The organism is Empedobacter sp. UBA7611, assembly GCF_002484365.1.
Taxonomy (GTDB): Bacteria; Bacteroidota; Bacteroidia; order Flavobacteriales; family Weeksellaceae; genus Empedobacter; species Empedobacter falsenii_B.
Window position 1 is genome coordinate 1 of sequence record NZ_DLJR01000084.1, and the last position, 15,867, is coordinate 15,867.

Here is a 15,867-nt window from a genome sequence, read left to right on the forward strand (position 1 = left end):
GTTTTTAGGGAAGATTACAAATTAGGATCTATTTTGTTGTCATTTTTAAAATCTGATGAAAAATCTTGATCTTTTATTATTTTGTTTAAAATATTTCTTGTTTCATTAATATAATAATCAACACTATCTTGTGGTAATTTAGTTTGAGCTTTTACAAAGAAAATATTTCCAATAAATAAGAGAGTAAATAATAATTTCATATTTTCTATTAATTTAACTTCAAATATAATTATTCTAACTTCTCAATTTCCTTTATTTCCCGTACTTTTGTAAAAATTTTATTTCCTTGGAAAATTTCAGAATGATTGCGAAAACCTTTTTTGGTTTCGAAGAAATATTAGCGCAAGAATTAAAAGCGTTGGGTGCGGCAGATGTTAAAATTCAAAACCGAATGGTTGAATTTAATGGCGATTTAGGTTTCATGTACAAAGCAAATTACAGCTTGCGTACTGCACTTCGTATACAGAAGCCAATTCTTTCGTTTTCTGCGAAAAATGATCATCAATTGTACGAGAAATTCAAAAAATTCCATTGGGAAAATTATTTGAATGTCGATCAAACTTTTATGATTGATCCAACTGTACATTCAGATTATTTTACACATTCGCATTACGCAGCGCTTAAAGTGAAAGATGCTATTGTAGATCGATTCAAAGAAAAAAATGGTCGTCGTCCAAGTATCGATAAAGATTTTCCAGATGTACGTTTTAACTTACATATTTCGCATGATAAAATTACGTTGTCGTTAGATTCTTCGGGAGAATCTTTGCACAAACGTGGTTATCGTGAAGAAACTGGTCCAGCTCCAATTAACGAGGTTTTAGCAGCAGGTTTGTTGTTGCAAGCGGGTTATGATGGAAAAGGAAATTACCTTGATCCAATGTGTGGTTCAGGAACAATGTTGATTGAAGCGGCGATGATTGCGAATAATATTCCGCCACAAATTCATCGTAAGCATTTTGCTTTTCAGAATTGGCCAGATTATGACGAAACATTGTTTACACAAATTCGTAATACGCGTTTAAATCGAATCAAAGAATCTGAATATAAAATTGTTGGATACGAAATTTCTCCAATGATGGTAAAAATTGCGCAGATGAATATAAAATCTGCTGATTTAGAAGATTTCATCGAAATTCGTCACCAAGATTTCTTTACATCTAAAAAGGAATTGTTCCCAGTTTTATTGGTGTTCAATCCTCCTTATGATGAGCGTATTGAAAACAATAACCAAGAATTTTATAAACAAATTGGAGACACATTAAAATCGAGTTATCCAATTACATTGGCGTGGTTTATCACATCAGATTTACAAGCCAAAAAATATGTCGGTTTACGTCCTTCGAAAAAGGTAAAAGTGTTTAACGGTAAGTTAGAATGCGACTTTTTACAATACGAAATGTATGAAGGAAGTAAGAAAGCTAAAAATCAAAATTAATAGAAGTGAATCAATTTATAAAAGAAATTTGTCAAGATCAAAAAGTTTATCTTTTAACTTCTGAGGAAGGTTTTGCTATTTCGTATTCGGAGGAATTTGAGTACGAAGATGGCTCTAATTTAGAGGTAATTTGTTTTTGGTCGAATACAGATTTAGCTGAAAAAGCGAAACAAAATCAATGGGCAAATCATAAAATTGATTCGATAGATTTGAATACTTTTTTAGAAGAATGGTTGTTCGGAATGATTGAAGAAGTTTCTTTGGTTGGAATTAATTTTGACGAAACTTCGAAAGGAGAGGAGCAAAGTCCATTGGATACAATTTTGGCTATTGTTCATGAATTGAATCAATCAAAATCTACTTTCAAAACGAATCATTTTAAGGATTTGAACGAAATCCAGAAAGTAACTTTAGAATTGAAAGAATCATTCAATCAATAATTTATTTTGGAAAAAGAAGATTTAAAACTTTCGATAATTATTGCCGTTTATGAACGTCAAGATGAATTGACAGAATTATTGTCAAGTTTAACAAAACAAACGGATAAATCATTCGAAATTATTATTGTAGATGATGGTTCTAAAAATAAATTGGATGCGGTTTGTGCTAAATTTGAAACTCAATTAGATCTTCATTATTATTACAAAACAAATTCAGGACCAGGAAAATCAAGAAATTATGGAATGGAAAAAGCGAATGGAAATTATTTCATTTTCTTAGATTCTGACACGATTATTCCTTCGACTTATATTGAATCGGTTAAAAAAGAATTGACAACTAATTTTGTTGACGCTTTTGGCGGACCAGATGATGCAGATGACTCGTTTACAGATTTGCAAAAAGCAATTACTTTTTCGATGACTTCTTTCTTAACAACAGGAGGAATACGTGGAGGAAAAAAGCAAATTGGTAAATTTCAGCCACGTAGTTTTAATATGGGAATTTCTCAAAAAGCCTACGAAAAAACGGGTGGTTTTGCTGATTTGCGTGTTGGAGAAGATCCAGATTTATCGATGCGTTTGTGGGAAAATGGTTTTGAAACGCGATTATTTCAAGATTCGAAAGTGATACATAAACGTAGAACTTCGTTAAAGAAATTTGCGAAACAAGTATATCAATTTGGAGTTGCACGCCCAATTCTTAATCAACGTCATCCAAATTATATCAAACCAACTTTTTGGTTTCCAAGCTTATTTTTTGTCGGAACTTTAGTTGCATTTTTATTTTTATTGTTGAGTTTTATTCTTCCAAAACATCGATTTATTCTTCAAACCCCATTTGTTTTGTGGTTAATTTACATGTTTTTGATTTTTATTTTCTCAACTATTCGTTTTAAATCTGCGGTAGTTGGTTTATTATCGATTCAAACAACTTTAATTCAATTTTTCAATTATGGTTATGGATTTTTAGAAAGTCAATTCAGGTTGAATATTCTTAAACAAAATCCTAAAATGGCTTTTCCGAGTCATTATCATATCGATTAAATATAAAAAATAAAGGTCAAGATTTCTCTTGACCTTCTTAATTTCAAAGCATTGCTTTGACATCTAACTTAAAATACTAATAAGCTCAAATTTAACATTTATTGTTGAAATTAAACTATAAATGACTTGTTATATTTTGTTAATCAATTCGTTAAAATATATTTATTAAATAGATTTCAAGTAGAATATCGTAATAATTGATTAATTTTCTAAAATAGTTAGTTGTTTAGAAATCTATTCTCTTTAAAGTTATTTAGGTTCAAAAATTTTTATTTTAGCTATTTATACTTGTTCCATTCAATCTTTTCGGTCAGTTCTCTCAAATATTTCGTAATTTTGCAGACTTAAATTAGAGTAATGCGTACAAAATCGACTGGAAAAAAGAAAATTAATGTAATTACGTTAGGATGTTCTAAAAATGTATACGATTCTGAGGTGTTAATGGGACAGCTGAAAGCCAATGGGAAAGAGGTTGTACATGAGCAATCTGGGGAAATTGTGGTGATTAATACTTGTGGTTTCATTGATAATGCAAAGGAGGAAAGTGTTGATACAATTTTAGATTACGTGCAACGTAAGGAAGATGGTTTGGTGGAAAAAGTTTTCGTGACAGGATGTTTGTCAGAGCGATACAAACCAGATTTAATTGAGCAAATTCCAAATGTTGACCAATATTTTGGTACGCGAGAATTACCACTTTTATTAAAAGCTTTAGGAGCAGATTATAAGCACGAATTGGTTGGAGAACGTTTAACAACAACTCCTCGTCATTATGCATATCTTAAAATTGCTGAAGGTTGTGATCGTCCTTGTTCTTTCTGTGCAATTCCTTTGATGCGTGGAGGAAATGTTTCTCGTCCAATCGAAGATTTAGTTACAGAAGCTACTAAATTGGCAAAAAATGGAACAAAAGAGTTAATTTTGATTGCACAAGATTTAACGTATTATGGTTTAGATATCTATAAAAAACGTGAATTAGCATCATTATTAAAAGAATTAGTTAAGATTGAAGGTATCGAATGGATTCGTTTACATTATGCATTTCCAGCTGGTTTTCCAGAAGATGTTTTGGATGTAATTCGTGAAGAACCTAAAGTTTGTAATTATATTGATATTCCGTTACAACATATTTCAACAAAATTATTAAAATCAATGCGTCGTGGTACAACACACGAAAAAACGAATGCTTTGTTAGACGCAATGCGTACAAAAGTTCCTGATATGGCGATTCGTACAACATTGATTTGTGGATATCCAGGCGAAACAGAAGAAGATTTTCAGGAAATGAAAGCTTGGGTACAAGAGCAAAAATTTGATCGTTTGGGATGTTTTACTTATTCTCACGAAGAAAATACGCATGCCTATAATTTGGAGGATGATGTTCCTGAAGAAGTAAAACAACAACGTGTTGAAGAAATTATGGAAATTCAATCTCAGATTTCGTACGATTTGAATCAAGAAAAAATTGGAAAACAATTCAGAGTAATGATTGATCGCAAAGAAGGTGAGAATTTTATTGGACGTACAGAATATGACTCGCCAGACGTTGATAACGAAGTTTTGATTTCTGCAATTGATACCTATTTACCAGTTGGTGATTTTGTAAATGTAGAGATTATAGAAGCTTACGAATTCGATTTAATTGGAAAAGTAATTGATTAATCAATTTTAGATATAACAAAAAACCACTTCGCGAGAAGTGGTTTTTTTTATATTTAATTTTTTGCGTTATTGCGACGTTTTTTCTTTAAACGATTCGTTTGAACTAATTGTTTATGTTTTGGATCTTTTAATTTATCCACTAAAACTTGTAAATGATTTTCTTCTTTTTTTGCCTTTTTAGCCATTTTTCTTGGTTTTAAATTTGATTTAAATTAATCATTATTCCTCAAGTAGTCAAACTTATTTGTTTAATTATAAAATATTTAACGTTTACTTTTTAGGTTTATCACTCATGTAGAAAGTGATTTTTCCGCCATTCACAATATCAAAATGATTCAAATTAAAAGATGAATAAGTTTTTCCATTCAACTCAATTTTCTGGATGTAAACATTCTTCTTCGATTGATTTTTAACGTCAATTTCAAATTGTTTTCCATTTTCCAAATTCAATATAGCATGATCTACTAAAGGACTTCCAATTCCGTAATCAGTCGATCCTTGTTGAACCGGATAAAAACCTAATGCACTAAAAATATACCAAGCGCTCATTTGTCCCGTATCATCATTTCCGCCCAAACCATCTGGTGTTGGCTTGTATTGCATATCCAAAATCATTCTGATTTTTTCTTGTGTTTTCCACGCTTGTCCAGCCCAATTGTACAAATATGCTACATGGTGTGCCGGCTCATTTCCGTGAACATAACCACCAATTATTCCTTCGCGAGTAATATCTTCTGTGTCTGCAAAATATTCGTCAGGCAAATGCATCGTAAATAATTCGTCTAATTTTGTTCCAAACTTCTTTTTTCCACCCATTGCTTCAATTAACCCATTTGGATTTTGAGGAACAAAAAAGCTGAAATTCCACGAATTTCCTTCAATAAAACCTTGTCCATGTGTATTCAATGGATCAAATTCTTTCTTGAAACTTCCATCTGCTAATCGAGGACGCATAAATCCAACCGAAGCATCATAATTGTTTTTCCAATTCTCAGAACGCTTCATAAATGTTTCATATACATCCATTCGATTCAATTTTTTTGCAGCTTGCGCAATCGACCAATCATCGAAAGCATATTCTAACGTATTCGAAATTGATGTACCATTTTTCTCAGCTGGAATATAACCTTTGTCGATATAATCGCCAATTCCTTCATAATCACGTTTATTTGCCGTAACAATACACGCGTCCAAAGCAGCATTTGCATCTTCGTTATAAACACCTTTTACAATCGCATCTGCAACAACTGTAACAGAATGATAGCCGCTCATACACCAGTTTTCGTTGGCATAATGCGACCAAATTGGCAACATTTTTATTGGATTTTGCTCATAATGTTTCATCATCGATTTTACCATGTCATTGTTGCGTTTTGGTTGAATGATATTGAACAACGGATGCAGTGCACGATAGGTATCCCAAAGTGAAAAAGTGGTGTAATTTGTAAAATCTTTGGCTTGATGAATTTCTTGATCCAAACCTTTGTACTGCCCATTCACATCCATATAAGTTGTCGGATTGATGAAGGTATGATACATCGCTGTATAGAAATTTATTTTATCATTTTCTGAAGCTTTAATCTGAATTCGATTCAATTCCTTGTTCCAATTTTCTTTTGCTTCGTTACGCACTTGTTCAAAATTCCAATGTGGAATTTCTGTTGTCAGATTTTCTAACGCATTGGTTTGACTGACTGGAGAAATCGCAAATTTGATTTTTACTTTTTCATCTTTTTCTGTATCAAAATCGAAATACATTTTGATCTTTTTTCCTTCGATTAATGGAAAATTCTGAGTTTCGTTCCATTTACGCCAAAAACCTTTGTAATCAACTTGTCCGTCTTCATTTTTCTGTCCATAATTTTTAAATGGTTTTGAAAAAGTCATCGCAAAATAAACCGTTCTATTTCTTGCCCAACCTCGTGTTTGTCTATAACCCGTAATCAATGTGTCATTCACCACGCGAACATACGTCCATGTATTTTTGTCATCATAATTATAAATTCCAGCATTCAAATCCAAAATAATATGCGAATCAATCGATTTTGGAAATGTATATTGATGAAAACCAACTCGAGTAGAAGCGGTCATTTCTGCCCAAATATTATAATCATCCAATTTGACTTTGTAATATCCAGTTTCGGCAGTTTCGTTTTGATGCGAAAATCGAGAACGATAACCGCTATCAGGATTTTGAGCAGTTCCGGGATTTAATTTTAATTTTCCAACGGTTGGCATAATTAAGAAATCACCCAAATCAGAATGTCCTGTTCCATTAAAATGTGTATGACTAAATCCAGTTATTGTTTTATCTTCAAAACGATAACCCGCACAATAATCATAAACTTTTGGATTGTATTTGTGGTTGATAGCATAAGGAATAGAATCTGTTTCTGGGCTTAATTGAACAGCGCCAAAAGGAACAGTTGCGCCAGGGAAAGTATGTCCCATTTTTTCTGTTCCAATCATGGGATTGACATATTTTACTAAATTCTGTTGCTGCGCAAAAGCAAGAGAATTGAGTGAAAGTAGAGCGATTACTAATTTTGTTTGCATCGATTTTTAAGTATTAATTTGAATAAAGTTAAACAAATCGAGCATAAAAAAAGGAAAGCTTTTTAACTTTCCTTTCGAATCTTTATTTTTTATAAAATCATTTCGGGAATTTCTCCTTCAATAATTAATTTTCCTTCAGTTGCATTTTTGATGTCTTCCACAGAAATTCCTGGTGCTCGCTCTAATAATTTGAAACCACCTTCTGGTAAAACTTCTAAAACAGCTAATTCAGTAACAATTTTTTTGACACATTTTATTCCTGTTAAAGGAAGTGTACATTCTTTTAGAAGTTTAGATTCTCCTGCTTTGTTCACATGTTGCATGGCTACAATAATATTATCAGCCGAAGCTACTAAATCCATTGCACCGCCCATTCCTTTTACCATTTTTCCAGGAATTTTCCAGTTGGCAATGTCTCCATTCTCCGAAACTTCCATTGCGCCAAGAATTGTTAAATTGATTTTTCGTGCGCGAATCATTCCGAAACTCATCGTCGAATCAAAGAAAGCTGAACCTGGTAAAGTTGTAATCGTTTGTTTACCCGCATTGATAAAATCAGGATCTTCTTCACCATCGATAGGGAAAGGTCCCATTCCTAATAATCCATTTTCTGATTGTAAAACAACATTTACATTTTCGGGAATATAATTAGCAACCAACGTTGGAATTCCGATACCTAAATTCACATAAAATCCGTCTTGTACTTCTTTTGCAATACGTTTTGCAATACCATTTTTATCTAACATTTTCTTTTATGATTTAGGTTGAACAGTTCTATTTTCGATACGTTTCTCGTATTTCGCACCTTGAATAATTCGATTGACATAAACGCCAGGCGTATGAATTTGATTTGGATCTAATTCTCCAATTTCTACCAATTCTTCCACTTCGGCAATCGTAATTTTTCCACACATAGCAGCTGGATGATTGAAATTTGCTGTTGCACCACGGAAAACTAAATTCCCCGCTGTATCACCTTTCCACGCTTTTACAATTGCAAAATCAGGCTCGAAAGCATATTCTAACAAATATTCTTTTTCGATTCCGTGAAAGGTAAATTTTCTGATTTCTTTTCCTTCAGCGACTTCAGTTCCAACTCCAGCAGGCGTAAAAATTGCAGGCATTCCATAACCAGCAGCCATTAAGCGAGTAGCTAAAGTTCCTTGCGGAATCAATTCAACCTCTAATTCACCTGAAAGCATTTGACGTTCAAATTCTGCATTTTCTCCAACATAAGAAGAAATCATTTTTTTGATTTGTCGTCCTTGTAATAATAATCCCAAACCAAAATCATCTACACCAGCATTATTACTGATACACGTAAGATTATTGATTTTTTTGTCCACTAAACCTTGAATAAGATTTTCAGGAATTCCAGAAAGTCCAAAGCCTCCAACAGCCAGCGTCATTCCGCTTTCTACACCTTGCAGTGCTTCTTCGATGCTGTTTACTTTTTTGTTTATCATTTTTGTTGTGTTTGATCGTATAAATTCTATTGCTAAAGATAAATAAAATCGAATCATAATTCAATTAACCTACAAAAATCTTGGGTTAACCTCTAAAATTTAGTCGAATTAAGATGATAAATTATATTTGTTTCAAGATAATATGAAGTATGATAAAGTTGTGTAAAGCTGAGAATCGAAATTTATTTGAGAATAAATATATCAGAATTAATGCGTTAAATGATGATAATTCTATTTCTGATTTTGCTTTTATTGATGATGTTGCTGTGAATGGTCAAGGTACTTATCAAAAAGTAATCAAGGAAAGTGGTTATTTGATTTTGTTGCCTTTGATGAATAATATTCGTTTGAACATGAATGGTTTTAATTGGAAAATTGAAGTCAATCAATCGTTTATTTATTATTTAGACAAAGGAACCATTATCGATGTCGAAGGTGAATACAGCAACGATTATTCGTATTTCTATTCGTTATTTTTGGTAAAAGAAAAACAGCAAATTGCTAAAATGATTGTTCCAATTGATTTGGATAGAGAGAATCGTTTAGAGAAAATTATTCGCCATGATTTGTTTAATGTTTTTTTAGGAAAATTTGATTTGAGAAGAGAATCAGAAATACCAATGAAAAAAGTTGAAAGAAATTGGTTAATTATTTCGTTAACAGGAATTTTTGAGATTCATAATCGTTTAATCGAATCCAGAGATTTATTGGAAATTAAGTCAGATGAACACGTAGAATTTGAATCGTTGAGCGAAAATTCTTTGTTAATGGTGATTGATTACTAATACTAAAAATACATTACAAAATGGAAAGAAAAGATTTTATAAAAAATAGTTTGGGTTTATTGGGCGCAAGTTTAATTGTTCCAAAAGTGTTGATGAGTTGCAAAGACTCTAATGTTGTAAATGATTGTGAACTATGGGCCTCTGAAACAGAAGGTCCATTTCCTACAAAAAAGCCAGAAGATTTTTTATCTAAAAATATAAAAGGTGATCGAACAGGAGTAGAGGTGACAATCAAAATTAATGTAACCAATGTTGATGAAAGTTGTCAACCCTTAATAGGCGCGATTGTTGATATTTGGCATTGTGATAAAGATGGAAATTATTCACAATATGGCGGAATGCGTATGCAACCAATCGATTATAAATCGTATAAATTTTTGAGAGGTAGACAAGTAACTGATGAAAATGGAAATGTTGAATTCAATTCTATTTTCCCAGGTTGGTACGAAAGTCGTGCAACGCATATCCATGTGCACATTTACAATGCAAATGGCGTTTCGATAAAAGTAACGCAAATTGCTTTTCCAGAAGGTGAAAATTCTGTTGTAGAAATTGTAAATTCAGCCAAAAAATATGGTTATACAAAAGGTTTGACAGGTTATACGTACAATGCGAATGACAATGTCTTTTCGGATGATACAGACGGAAATCAATTGGCAAAAGTGAGCGGAAGTTTAGAAAAAGGATATACAATTGAAGCAAATATTGTAATTTCTACAGAAAATATAGAGGAAGCAAAAGAGCCAATGGGCGGAGGGCTAGGAATGCCACCACCTTTTGATAGAAAACCAAAAGATGAAAACAATTAAAAAAGTTCAGTTTGCTTATCGTTTAGTGATTGATGCTACGACAACATCGATTTGGGAGAAATATGTTTTTGATGCGACGTACAAAGAGTATTATTTGCAAGAACAACTTTTTCAGCAAGAAACGTATAAGGTAGAAACTTTTCGAGAATTGTTGCGTCAAAATAAAAAAGCAACGCAATTGCATTATTTGGTGGGAATGGCGGCGATCCCATATATCGAACAATTGGAAGGAAATTTGTATCAAATCACAGATAATTTGAACAAAATCTACCTTAATTTTGTAGATTTCGAGTTGGATGTTATAAATTCTTCTAATCAAAATCATGCAAATCACAAGGTTGCGCTTACATTTTACACCAAACAATATTTCTATTTTGGAGAAGTGAACAATCATTATTTAATTTCTTCGGATGAAGAATTAAAAACTAATATCAAAACGTTGATGATTCCAAATAGACAACATTTTTCTATTGTTTCAATTGAATTAGAAGATGAATAAAGTAAAAATTACAAAGAGAGAAATCGTTATTTTCAGCATAGTTTCAATTATATTTCTGTTAATTCCATTTATTGCTGCGCCAAATTTTTCGAGTGATCAATCCATTTTCAAAACAGGTTTTTTCAAGCGAATGCTTTTTGAAAATATCTTATTGTTAGTGTTCTTTTTGGTGAATTATTTTGTGTTAATTCCAAAATTATATTTTCAGAAACGTTATTTTTTCTACATCGTTATTCTCATCATTTTCTTTTTTGTGGTGTATAAAGTTCCAGAATTTGCGTTTCATTTTAACAAAGTTCCACCAAAAATTCCGCCTTTTAATCGTTTTGAGTCTCGAAAACCGCCTCGTAATTTTATGATGTGGAGCCCGAAAATTATTATGTTTTCGATGATGGCGATTGTTTCGCTTTTTATTCGACAAAATAAACGTTTTCAGGAAATGAAAAATGAAAAACAATTGTCTGAAATTGCTTATTTAAGAGCACAAATCAATCCACATTTTTTGTTCAATACGTTGAATAATATTTATGCTTTAACGCTTCAAAAGTCAGATTCTGCTTCGGATGCGGTGATGAAATTATCCAAAATGATGCGATTTGTAGTTTCAGATTCTTCCAAAGATTTTGTGCCTTTGCAACAAGATTTAGATTATATAAAGAATTATATTGAGTTGCAAAAATTGAGATTAACGAACAAAGAATCTGTTATTTTTGAGGTCGAAGGAAATTCTGCAGATTTAAGAATTTCGCCATTAATTTTAATTAATTTTATCGAAAATGCATTTAAATATGGTGTGATTGATGAAGCTTCGGAACCTGTCATTATTTCGATAAAAGTTGAGCAACAAACACTATTTTTGAACGTAGAAAATACCATTTCGAAAGAGGTAACTCCTGAAACTGAAAAAAGTGAAATTGGTTTGAAGAATACGAAAAAGAGGTTAGATTATTTTTATACAAATCATTATAAATTAACTATTAATAATGATTTATCTAAATTTATTGTTGAACTAAAAATTTTCTTGAATGATTAAAGTAATTGCGATAGATGACGAGCCTTTAGCATTAATGGTAATCGAAAATTATTGTTCGAGAAATGAACATGTCGAGTTAGTGAAAACATTCTCAAATTTGAAAGATGCACAGAAATATATCAATCAATTTCCAATCGATTTGATGTTTTTGGATATTCAGATTTCGCGTACGAATGGAATGGAATTTTACAAAAATTTAGAAAAGAAAATTCCCGTTATTTTTACCACAGCTTTTGCAGAATATGCGGTTGATGGTTTTAATGTTGCGGCGATAGATTATTTGTTGAAACCGATAGATTACGATAGATTTGAAGAAGCAGTGAACAAAGCGGTGTTGATTTTGGTGGATAAAAAACTGAATGAAGATAAAGAGTTTTTGACGATTCGAGCTGATTATAAACTGAATAAAATTGCCTACGACGAAATTGATTTTATTGAAGGTTTGGACGATTATGTAAAAATTCATCTCGCAAACGGAAAACGAATTACTGCTCGAATATCGATGAAATCTATCTTAGAAAAACTGCCCGATCAACTTTTTGTCCGAGTTCATCGATCTTATATCGTTTCGATAAAAAAAGTGAAATCAATTCAAAATAAAGTCTTATATTTGAAAGACGAAGAAATTCCGATTGGTGAAACGTATAAAAATGTCATTCTAGAATTTTTCAAAATTTAAGAGGTTAAGAAAATGGAAAAAAAAGTGATTAGTCGATTTATCGTAAACATTTTTTTTTCCAATTTTTTTTTAATTCTACTTTCTATCGTGCTCAATATAGAGACGAATATCAAAATTGGTTTACCGTTTAATTCAATTGCGTATTACGCTTTTATTAGCACCATTACCGTATTGTTTTATTTGTATGCCTACAGAATTCCAAAATCTTTAAAATCATCAAGTAATCCAAGAACTCAGTTTTACATTACTCATCGTAAATCTGTTTGTATTTATACCGCTATTTTAGCCGTAATCGCTTTAGTTTCTGGAATTATTTTAGCACTAAATTGTTTACCGAATTACGAAATATTAACTTGGAAATGGTTGGCTGTCTTATTTTTTACAGCAATTTTATCCTTTGGATATTATGATTTTAAATTCGGAATTTCGTTACGTAGAACAATGTTGTTAAAACCGTTTTTAATTGGCTGGACTTGGGCAATTACAACCGTTTTTTTACCAGTTTTATTTTTGATGTTGAAGAATGAAACACATTATGTCATTGATGCAAAATTCTATTTTCTATTTTCTCAAACCTTTATGTATTGCGTTGTGAATGCGATTCTGTTTGATTTGAAAGATTATGAAGATGACAGTAACCGAAACTTAAAAACCTTTGTTGTAAAATATGGTTATCATTTTACATTAAACCGGATTATTTTGCCCTTAATATTTCTAGGATTTTTGAGCTTTGTTATTTTTGGAATATGGTATGGATTGCCGTTTCATCGCATTTTGTTCATGTTAATTCCAATTGTTTGTTTAGCTATTTTTGCATTTAAACTCAATCGTCCAAAAGCAATTTTATATTATTTAATTGCGATAGATGGAATGATTTTGTTGAAAGCAATTTGTGGAATTTTAAGCGTAATTTTATTCGAATAATGAATTACAATTTTATTGCGCCATATTATCATTCGTTGAGCCAGTTGATTTTTTTGAATCGTCAACATCAAGCTCATTTTGTGATTTTAAAACATTTGAAAGAGAATGATAAAATCTTGTGGGTTGGAGGAGGAGCGGGAAAATTTATCGCTGAAATAGAAAAGTTAAATCTAAAATTGGATATAGATTATGTTGATTTTTCTTCGAAAATGATTGATTTAGCGAAAAAAGAAAAAACGTCGAACTTAAATATAAATTTTATTGTTGCGGATATTTTTGATTTCGAAACGGATAAAAAATATGATGTTGTGATGACTACTTTTTTGTTTGATCATTTTAATCAATCCAAAGCAGAAGAATTATTTAGTCAATTAAATTCGTATTTGAAAGTAGGAGGTTTGTGGTTTTATGTTGATTTTGTACAAAATCAGAAAGGTTGGCAAAAAAGTGTAACGAATGTGATGTTGAGCTTTTTTAGAATTGTTATTGGTTTGGATATTTCTCAATTACCACAAATGAAGCAAAGTTTTATGTCGTATTTTAAAATCGTCGAACAAAAACTCTTTTTCAAGAAATATATAGAGAGTATTGTTTATCAGAAGAAATAAAAAAAGCGATTCAATTTATTGAATCGCTTTCATTTTACATATAATCGGTGTCTAATTTACCTTTTTTGAATTGAATGATATTCAGTTTATTCATTGCCCAAATGCATGGATACATCGGATCAAATTCCCATTTCTTAACTGCGAAATTAGGACGTCCACCAAATTTATGGTGATTATTATGTAAACATTCTCCCCACATTAACCAGTCAATCGGCATTAAGTTTGTCGAAGTATCTCCAACATCATAATTACGGTAACCTAATTTGTGTGAAAACCAGTTGATGATTACACCGTGTAGTGGGCTCATTAAAACTTGCATTGGAATGAATACAAAATACGTCCAAAGTGGTGCATCAACAGCAACATAAATTAATATGTAAATGATTACCCAAGCCATACGTACAGCATTATTTCCTGCAAATCTATCCCAAGAACGCCAAGAAGGAACGCCTTTTTTGAATTTTTCTAAAACTTGTGTTTTATCGTGATCGATTTCGTTATAAACAATACGCGTTCTCCACATCATCGCAAAGAAATTTGGATCATATTGTGGCGAATGTGGATCCTTTTCTGTGTCTGCATACGCATGGTGATGTCTGTGCATAACCCCGTATGTGTAGGGACTTAGATAAGATGAACCTTGAAAAATCCACGCTAAAACGTGAAATATTTTTTCCCAAGCTCTTGACATCGTAAACATTGCATGTGATGCATATCGGTGATGAAAAAAAGTTTGGAAAAATAAAGAAGCATACCAATGTATAACAAAGATAATGATTACTGCTGTCATTACTAATTTTAAATTTTTACAAATATAATCGTTAGGATTGTGAATTCCACTAATTAAAATCATAGAACTCATAAAATTATTGATTATTTATAATGAAAAAATTTAATTATAATTCGCTCTAATCAACTAAATTATCCATTTAATAATAGGTTTTTATATGTAATTATTTAATACTAAATGTGTTGATTAAATAAATGTTAAAGTTACAAACCTAAATAAGCAATTATTTCTCTTGCAACAGCTGCACCAGCTCTATTTGCAAAGAAGATGAAAAGACTTTGAAAGCGAAATATCCAATTGCTTACAAGCATATCAAGAAGTTTGAAACAACAACGAACAAAACAGGAATTGCTTTACCCGAAGTTTTGAAAACAAGAAAACCGTTTTGGTATTCTTGCACCCGAAGAATCGGCAAATATTTTCATTTCCATAAATCCAAGCCAACGACTATTCTTTTCGTTCAGCAAATCGCCTTTGTATCTCTATCAAAGATTGGTTGCCATTCGTGTAAAAAAGAATGATGTTGAGATTGTGTCGGCTTTACTTAATTCAATCGTTTCTCTTTTGATTGTTGAATTAAACGGTGTTTCAAGAAATTTAGGAGCATTGGACTTGAACGCAGACTTTTTCAAAACAAAAATGAAAATATTTGACCCAAGTTTGCTTTCAGACAAACAAAAAGAAAGTATTCTTGCGAAATTTGAAACTATTAGCAAACGACAAATTCAAGATTACGAAAACGAATACAAACAGAAAGACAGAATTGCTTTTGATGAAGCAGTTTTGAAAGCCTACGGCTTCAAAACTGATATTCTTCCGCAACTTTATTCACTTTTAACGGAAACCATTCGCAATAGAGTGGAAATGAAAAATAGGTAAAACTTATACATTTGGTAGCACATTTGCATTTTTCCAACCACACAAAGCCAAACAAAAAATGCAAAAGAGCTACCAAGCCAACGCTCAACAAAGCGACTGAAAAGAGCCACTACCGATAACAAGGGTAACTGTTGCATAACTCCAATTTACAGTAAAAAACAGAATATATGACCTCGTTTAAGCCTTTTTAAGCGAGGTTTATTTTTAGAAAAGTATATTAATGTAAAATTAGGTTTGCTTAAAAACTCTCTTTTT

Annotated in this window: 18 protein-coding genes; 12 read left to right on the forward strand and 6 right to left on the reverse strand. The window is 31.5% G+C overall.

What is annotated here, in order from left to right; genetic code table 11:
* Positions 1–14: 14 nt before the first annotated feature.
* Entirely contained in the window at positions 15–200 is a 186-nt protein-coding gene (locus tag B3R94_RS14000; protein ID WP_291062223.1) for a hypothetical protein, read from the reverse strand.
* An 80-nt stretch (positions 201–280) separates the two neighbouring features.
* Here B3R94_RS14000 and B3R94_RS14005 point away from each other — a divergent pair, with 80 nt between their 5' ends.
* The 4 genes from B3R94_RS14005 to rimO all read left to right on the forward strand — a co-directional run bounded on the left by B3R94_RS14005 (position 281) and on the right by rimO (position 4,584).
* Positions 281–1,438: a THUMP domain-containing class I SAM-dependent RNA methyltransferase gene (locus B3R94_RS14005; RefSeq protein ID WP_291101617.1), complete on the forward strand. Its 1,158-nt coding sequence runs from the start codon at positions 281–283 to the stop codon at positions 1,436–1,438.
* A gap of 5 nt (positions 1,439–1,443) precedes the next feature.
* Positions 1,444–1,878, forward strand: a complete 435-nt coding sequence (locus B3R94_RS14010) for a DUF2750 domain-containing protein (protein WP_291090079.1) — start codon at positions 1,444–1,446, stop codon at positions 1,876–1,878.
* A gap of 6 nt (positions 1,879–1,884) precedes the next feature.
* Positions 1,885–2,922 carry a glycosyltransferase gene (locus tag B3R94_RS14015; RefSeq protein ID WP_291101593.1) on the forward strand — a complete coding sequence of 346 codons (1,038 nt, stop codon included), beginning with the start codon at positions 1,885–1,887 and terminating at the stop codon, positions 2,920–2,922.
* A 357-nt stretch (positions 2,923–3,279) separates the two neighbouring features.
* A complete protein-coding gene (gene rimO / locus B3R94_RS14020) occupies positions 3,280–4,584 on the forward strand; it encodes a 30S ribosomal protein S12 methylthiotransferase RimO (protein ID WP_221855890.1) in 1,305 nt (434 codons plus the stop codon).
* Between the two features lie 53 nt (positions 4,585–4,637).
* Here the strand turns inward: rimO and B3R94_RS14025 are convergent, their stop codons facing one another.
* The 4 genes from B3R94_RS14025 to B3R94_RS14040 all read right to left on the reverse strand — a co-directional run bounded on the left by B3R94_RS14025 (position 4,638) and on the right by B3R94_RS14040 (position 8,606).
* Complete coding sequence (locus B3R94_RS14025; protein ID WP_257468234.1) at positions 4,638–4,769, reverse strand: hypothetical protein; 132 nt, start codon at positions 4,767–4,769, stop codon at positions 4,638–4,640.
* Between the two features lie 85 nt (positions 4,770–4,854).
* On the reverse strand, positions 4,855–7,140 hold the full coding sequence (locus B3R94_RS14030) for a GH92 family glycosyl hydrolase (RefSeq protein ID WP_291101598.1): 2,286 nt from the start codon (positions 7,138–7,140) through the stop codon (positions 4,855–4,857).
* An 89-nt stretch (positions 7,141–7,229) separates the two neighbouring features.
* Entirely contained in the window at positions 7,230–7,886 is a 657-nt protein-coding gene (locus tag B3R94_RS14035; protein ID WP_219035112.1) for a 3-oxoacid CoA-transferase subunit B, read from the reverse strand.
* A 6-nt stretch (positions 7,887–7,892) separates the two neighbouring features.
* The gene (locus B3R94_RS14040) at positions 7,893–8,606 is read right to left on the reverse strand and encodes a CoA transferase subunit A (protein WP_038331757.1); all 714 of its coding nucleotides are present in this window, start codon (positions 8,604–8,606) and stop codon (positions 7,893–7,895) included.
* Positions 8,607–8,755: 149 nt separating this feature from the next.
* Between B3R94_RS14040 and B3R94_RS14045 the strand changes: the two genes are divergently transcribed.
* From B3R94_RS14045 to B3R94_RS14075, 7 genes are all read left to right on the forward strand, one after another.
* Complete coding sequence (locus tag B3R94_RS14045) at positions 8,756–9,391, forward strand: hypothetical protein (protein WP_125350282.1); 636 nt, start codon at positions 8,756–8,758, stop codon at positions 9,389–9,391.
* Between the two features lie 20 nt (positions 9,392–9,411).
* Positions 9,412–10,200, forward strand: a complete 789-nt coding sequence (locus tag B3R94_RS14050) for an intradiol ring-cleavage dioxygenase (RefSeq protein ID WP_084106837.1) — start codon at positions 9,412–9,414, stop codon at positions 10,198–10,200.
* A complete protein-coding gene (locus B3R94_RS14055) occupies positions 10,187–10,699 on the forward strand; it encodes a hypothetical protein (protein WP_291101602.1) in 513 nt (170 codons plus the stop codon). Before B3R94_RS14050 ends, B3R94_RS14055 begins: the two co-directional genes overlap by 14 nt.
* Positions 10,692–11,732 (forward strand): sensor histidine kinase, encoded by a 1,041-nt coding sequence (locus tag B3R94_RS14060; protein WP_291101605.1) that lies wholly within the window; start codon positions 10,692–10,694, stop codon positions 11,730–11,732. Before B3R94_RS14055 ends, B3R94_RS14060 begins: the two co-directional genes overlap by 8 nt.
* Positions 11,725–12,411: a LytR/AlgR family response regulator transcription factor gene (locus B3R94_RS14065; protein WP_291101608.1), complete on the forward strand. Its 687-nt coding sequence runs from the start codon at positions 11,725–11,727 to the stop codon at positions 12,409–12,411. The genes B3R94_RS14060 and B3R94_RS14065 overlap by 8 nt, the downstream gene beginning before the upstream one ends.
* An 87-nt stretch (positions 12,412–12,498) precedes the next feature.
* Positions 12,499–13,335, forward strand: a complete 837-nt coding sequence (locus B3R94_RS14070) for a hypothetical protein (RefSeq protein WP_291101611.1) — start codon at positions 12,499–12,501, stop codon at positions 13,333–13,335.
* On the forward strand, positions 13,335–13,943 hold the full coding sequence (locus B3R94_RS14075) for a class I SAM-dependent methyltransferase (RefSeq protein WP_219035107.1): 609 nt from the start codon (positions 13,335–13,337) through the stop codon (positions 13,941–13,943). Before B3R94_RS14070 ends, B3R94_RS14075 begins: the two co-directional genes overlap by 1 nt.
* Before the next feature lie 34 nt (positions 13,944–13,977).
* On the opposite strand, the gene B3R94_RS14080 is transcribed toward B3R94_RS14075, so the two are convergent.
* Entirely contained in the window at positions 13,978–14,733 is a 756-nt protein-coding gene (locus B3R94_RS14080) for an acyl-CoA desaturase (protein ID WP_219035106.1), read from the reverse strand.
* 474 nt (positions 14,734–15,207) lie between these two features.
* On the opposite strand from B3R94_RS14080, the gene B3R94_RS14085 reads away from it, so the two are divergent.
* Positions 15,208–15,612, forward strand: a complete 405-nt coding sequence (locus B3R94_RS14085) for a hypothetical protein (protein WP_291101614.1) — start codon at positions 15,208–15,210, stop codon at positions 15,610–15,612.
* The last annotated feature ends 255 nt before the right edge of the window (positions 15,613–15,867 follow it).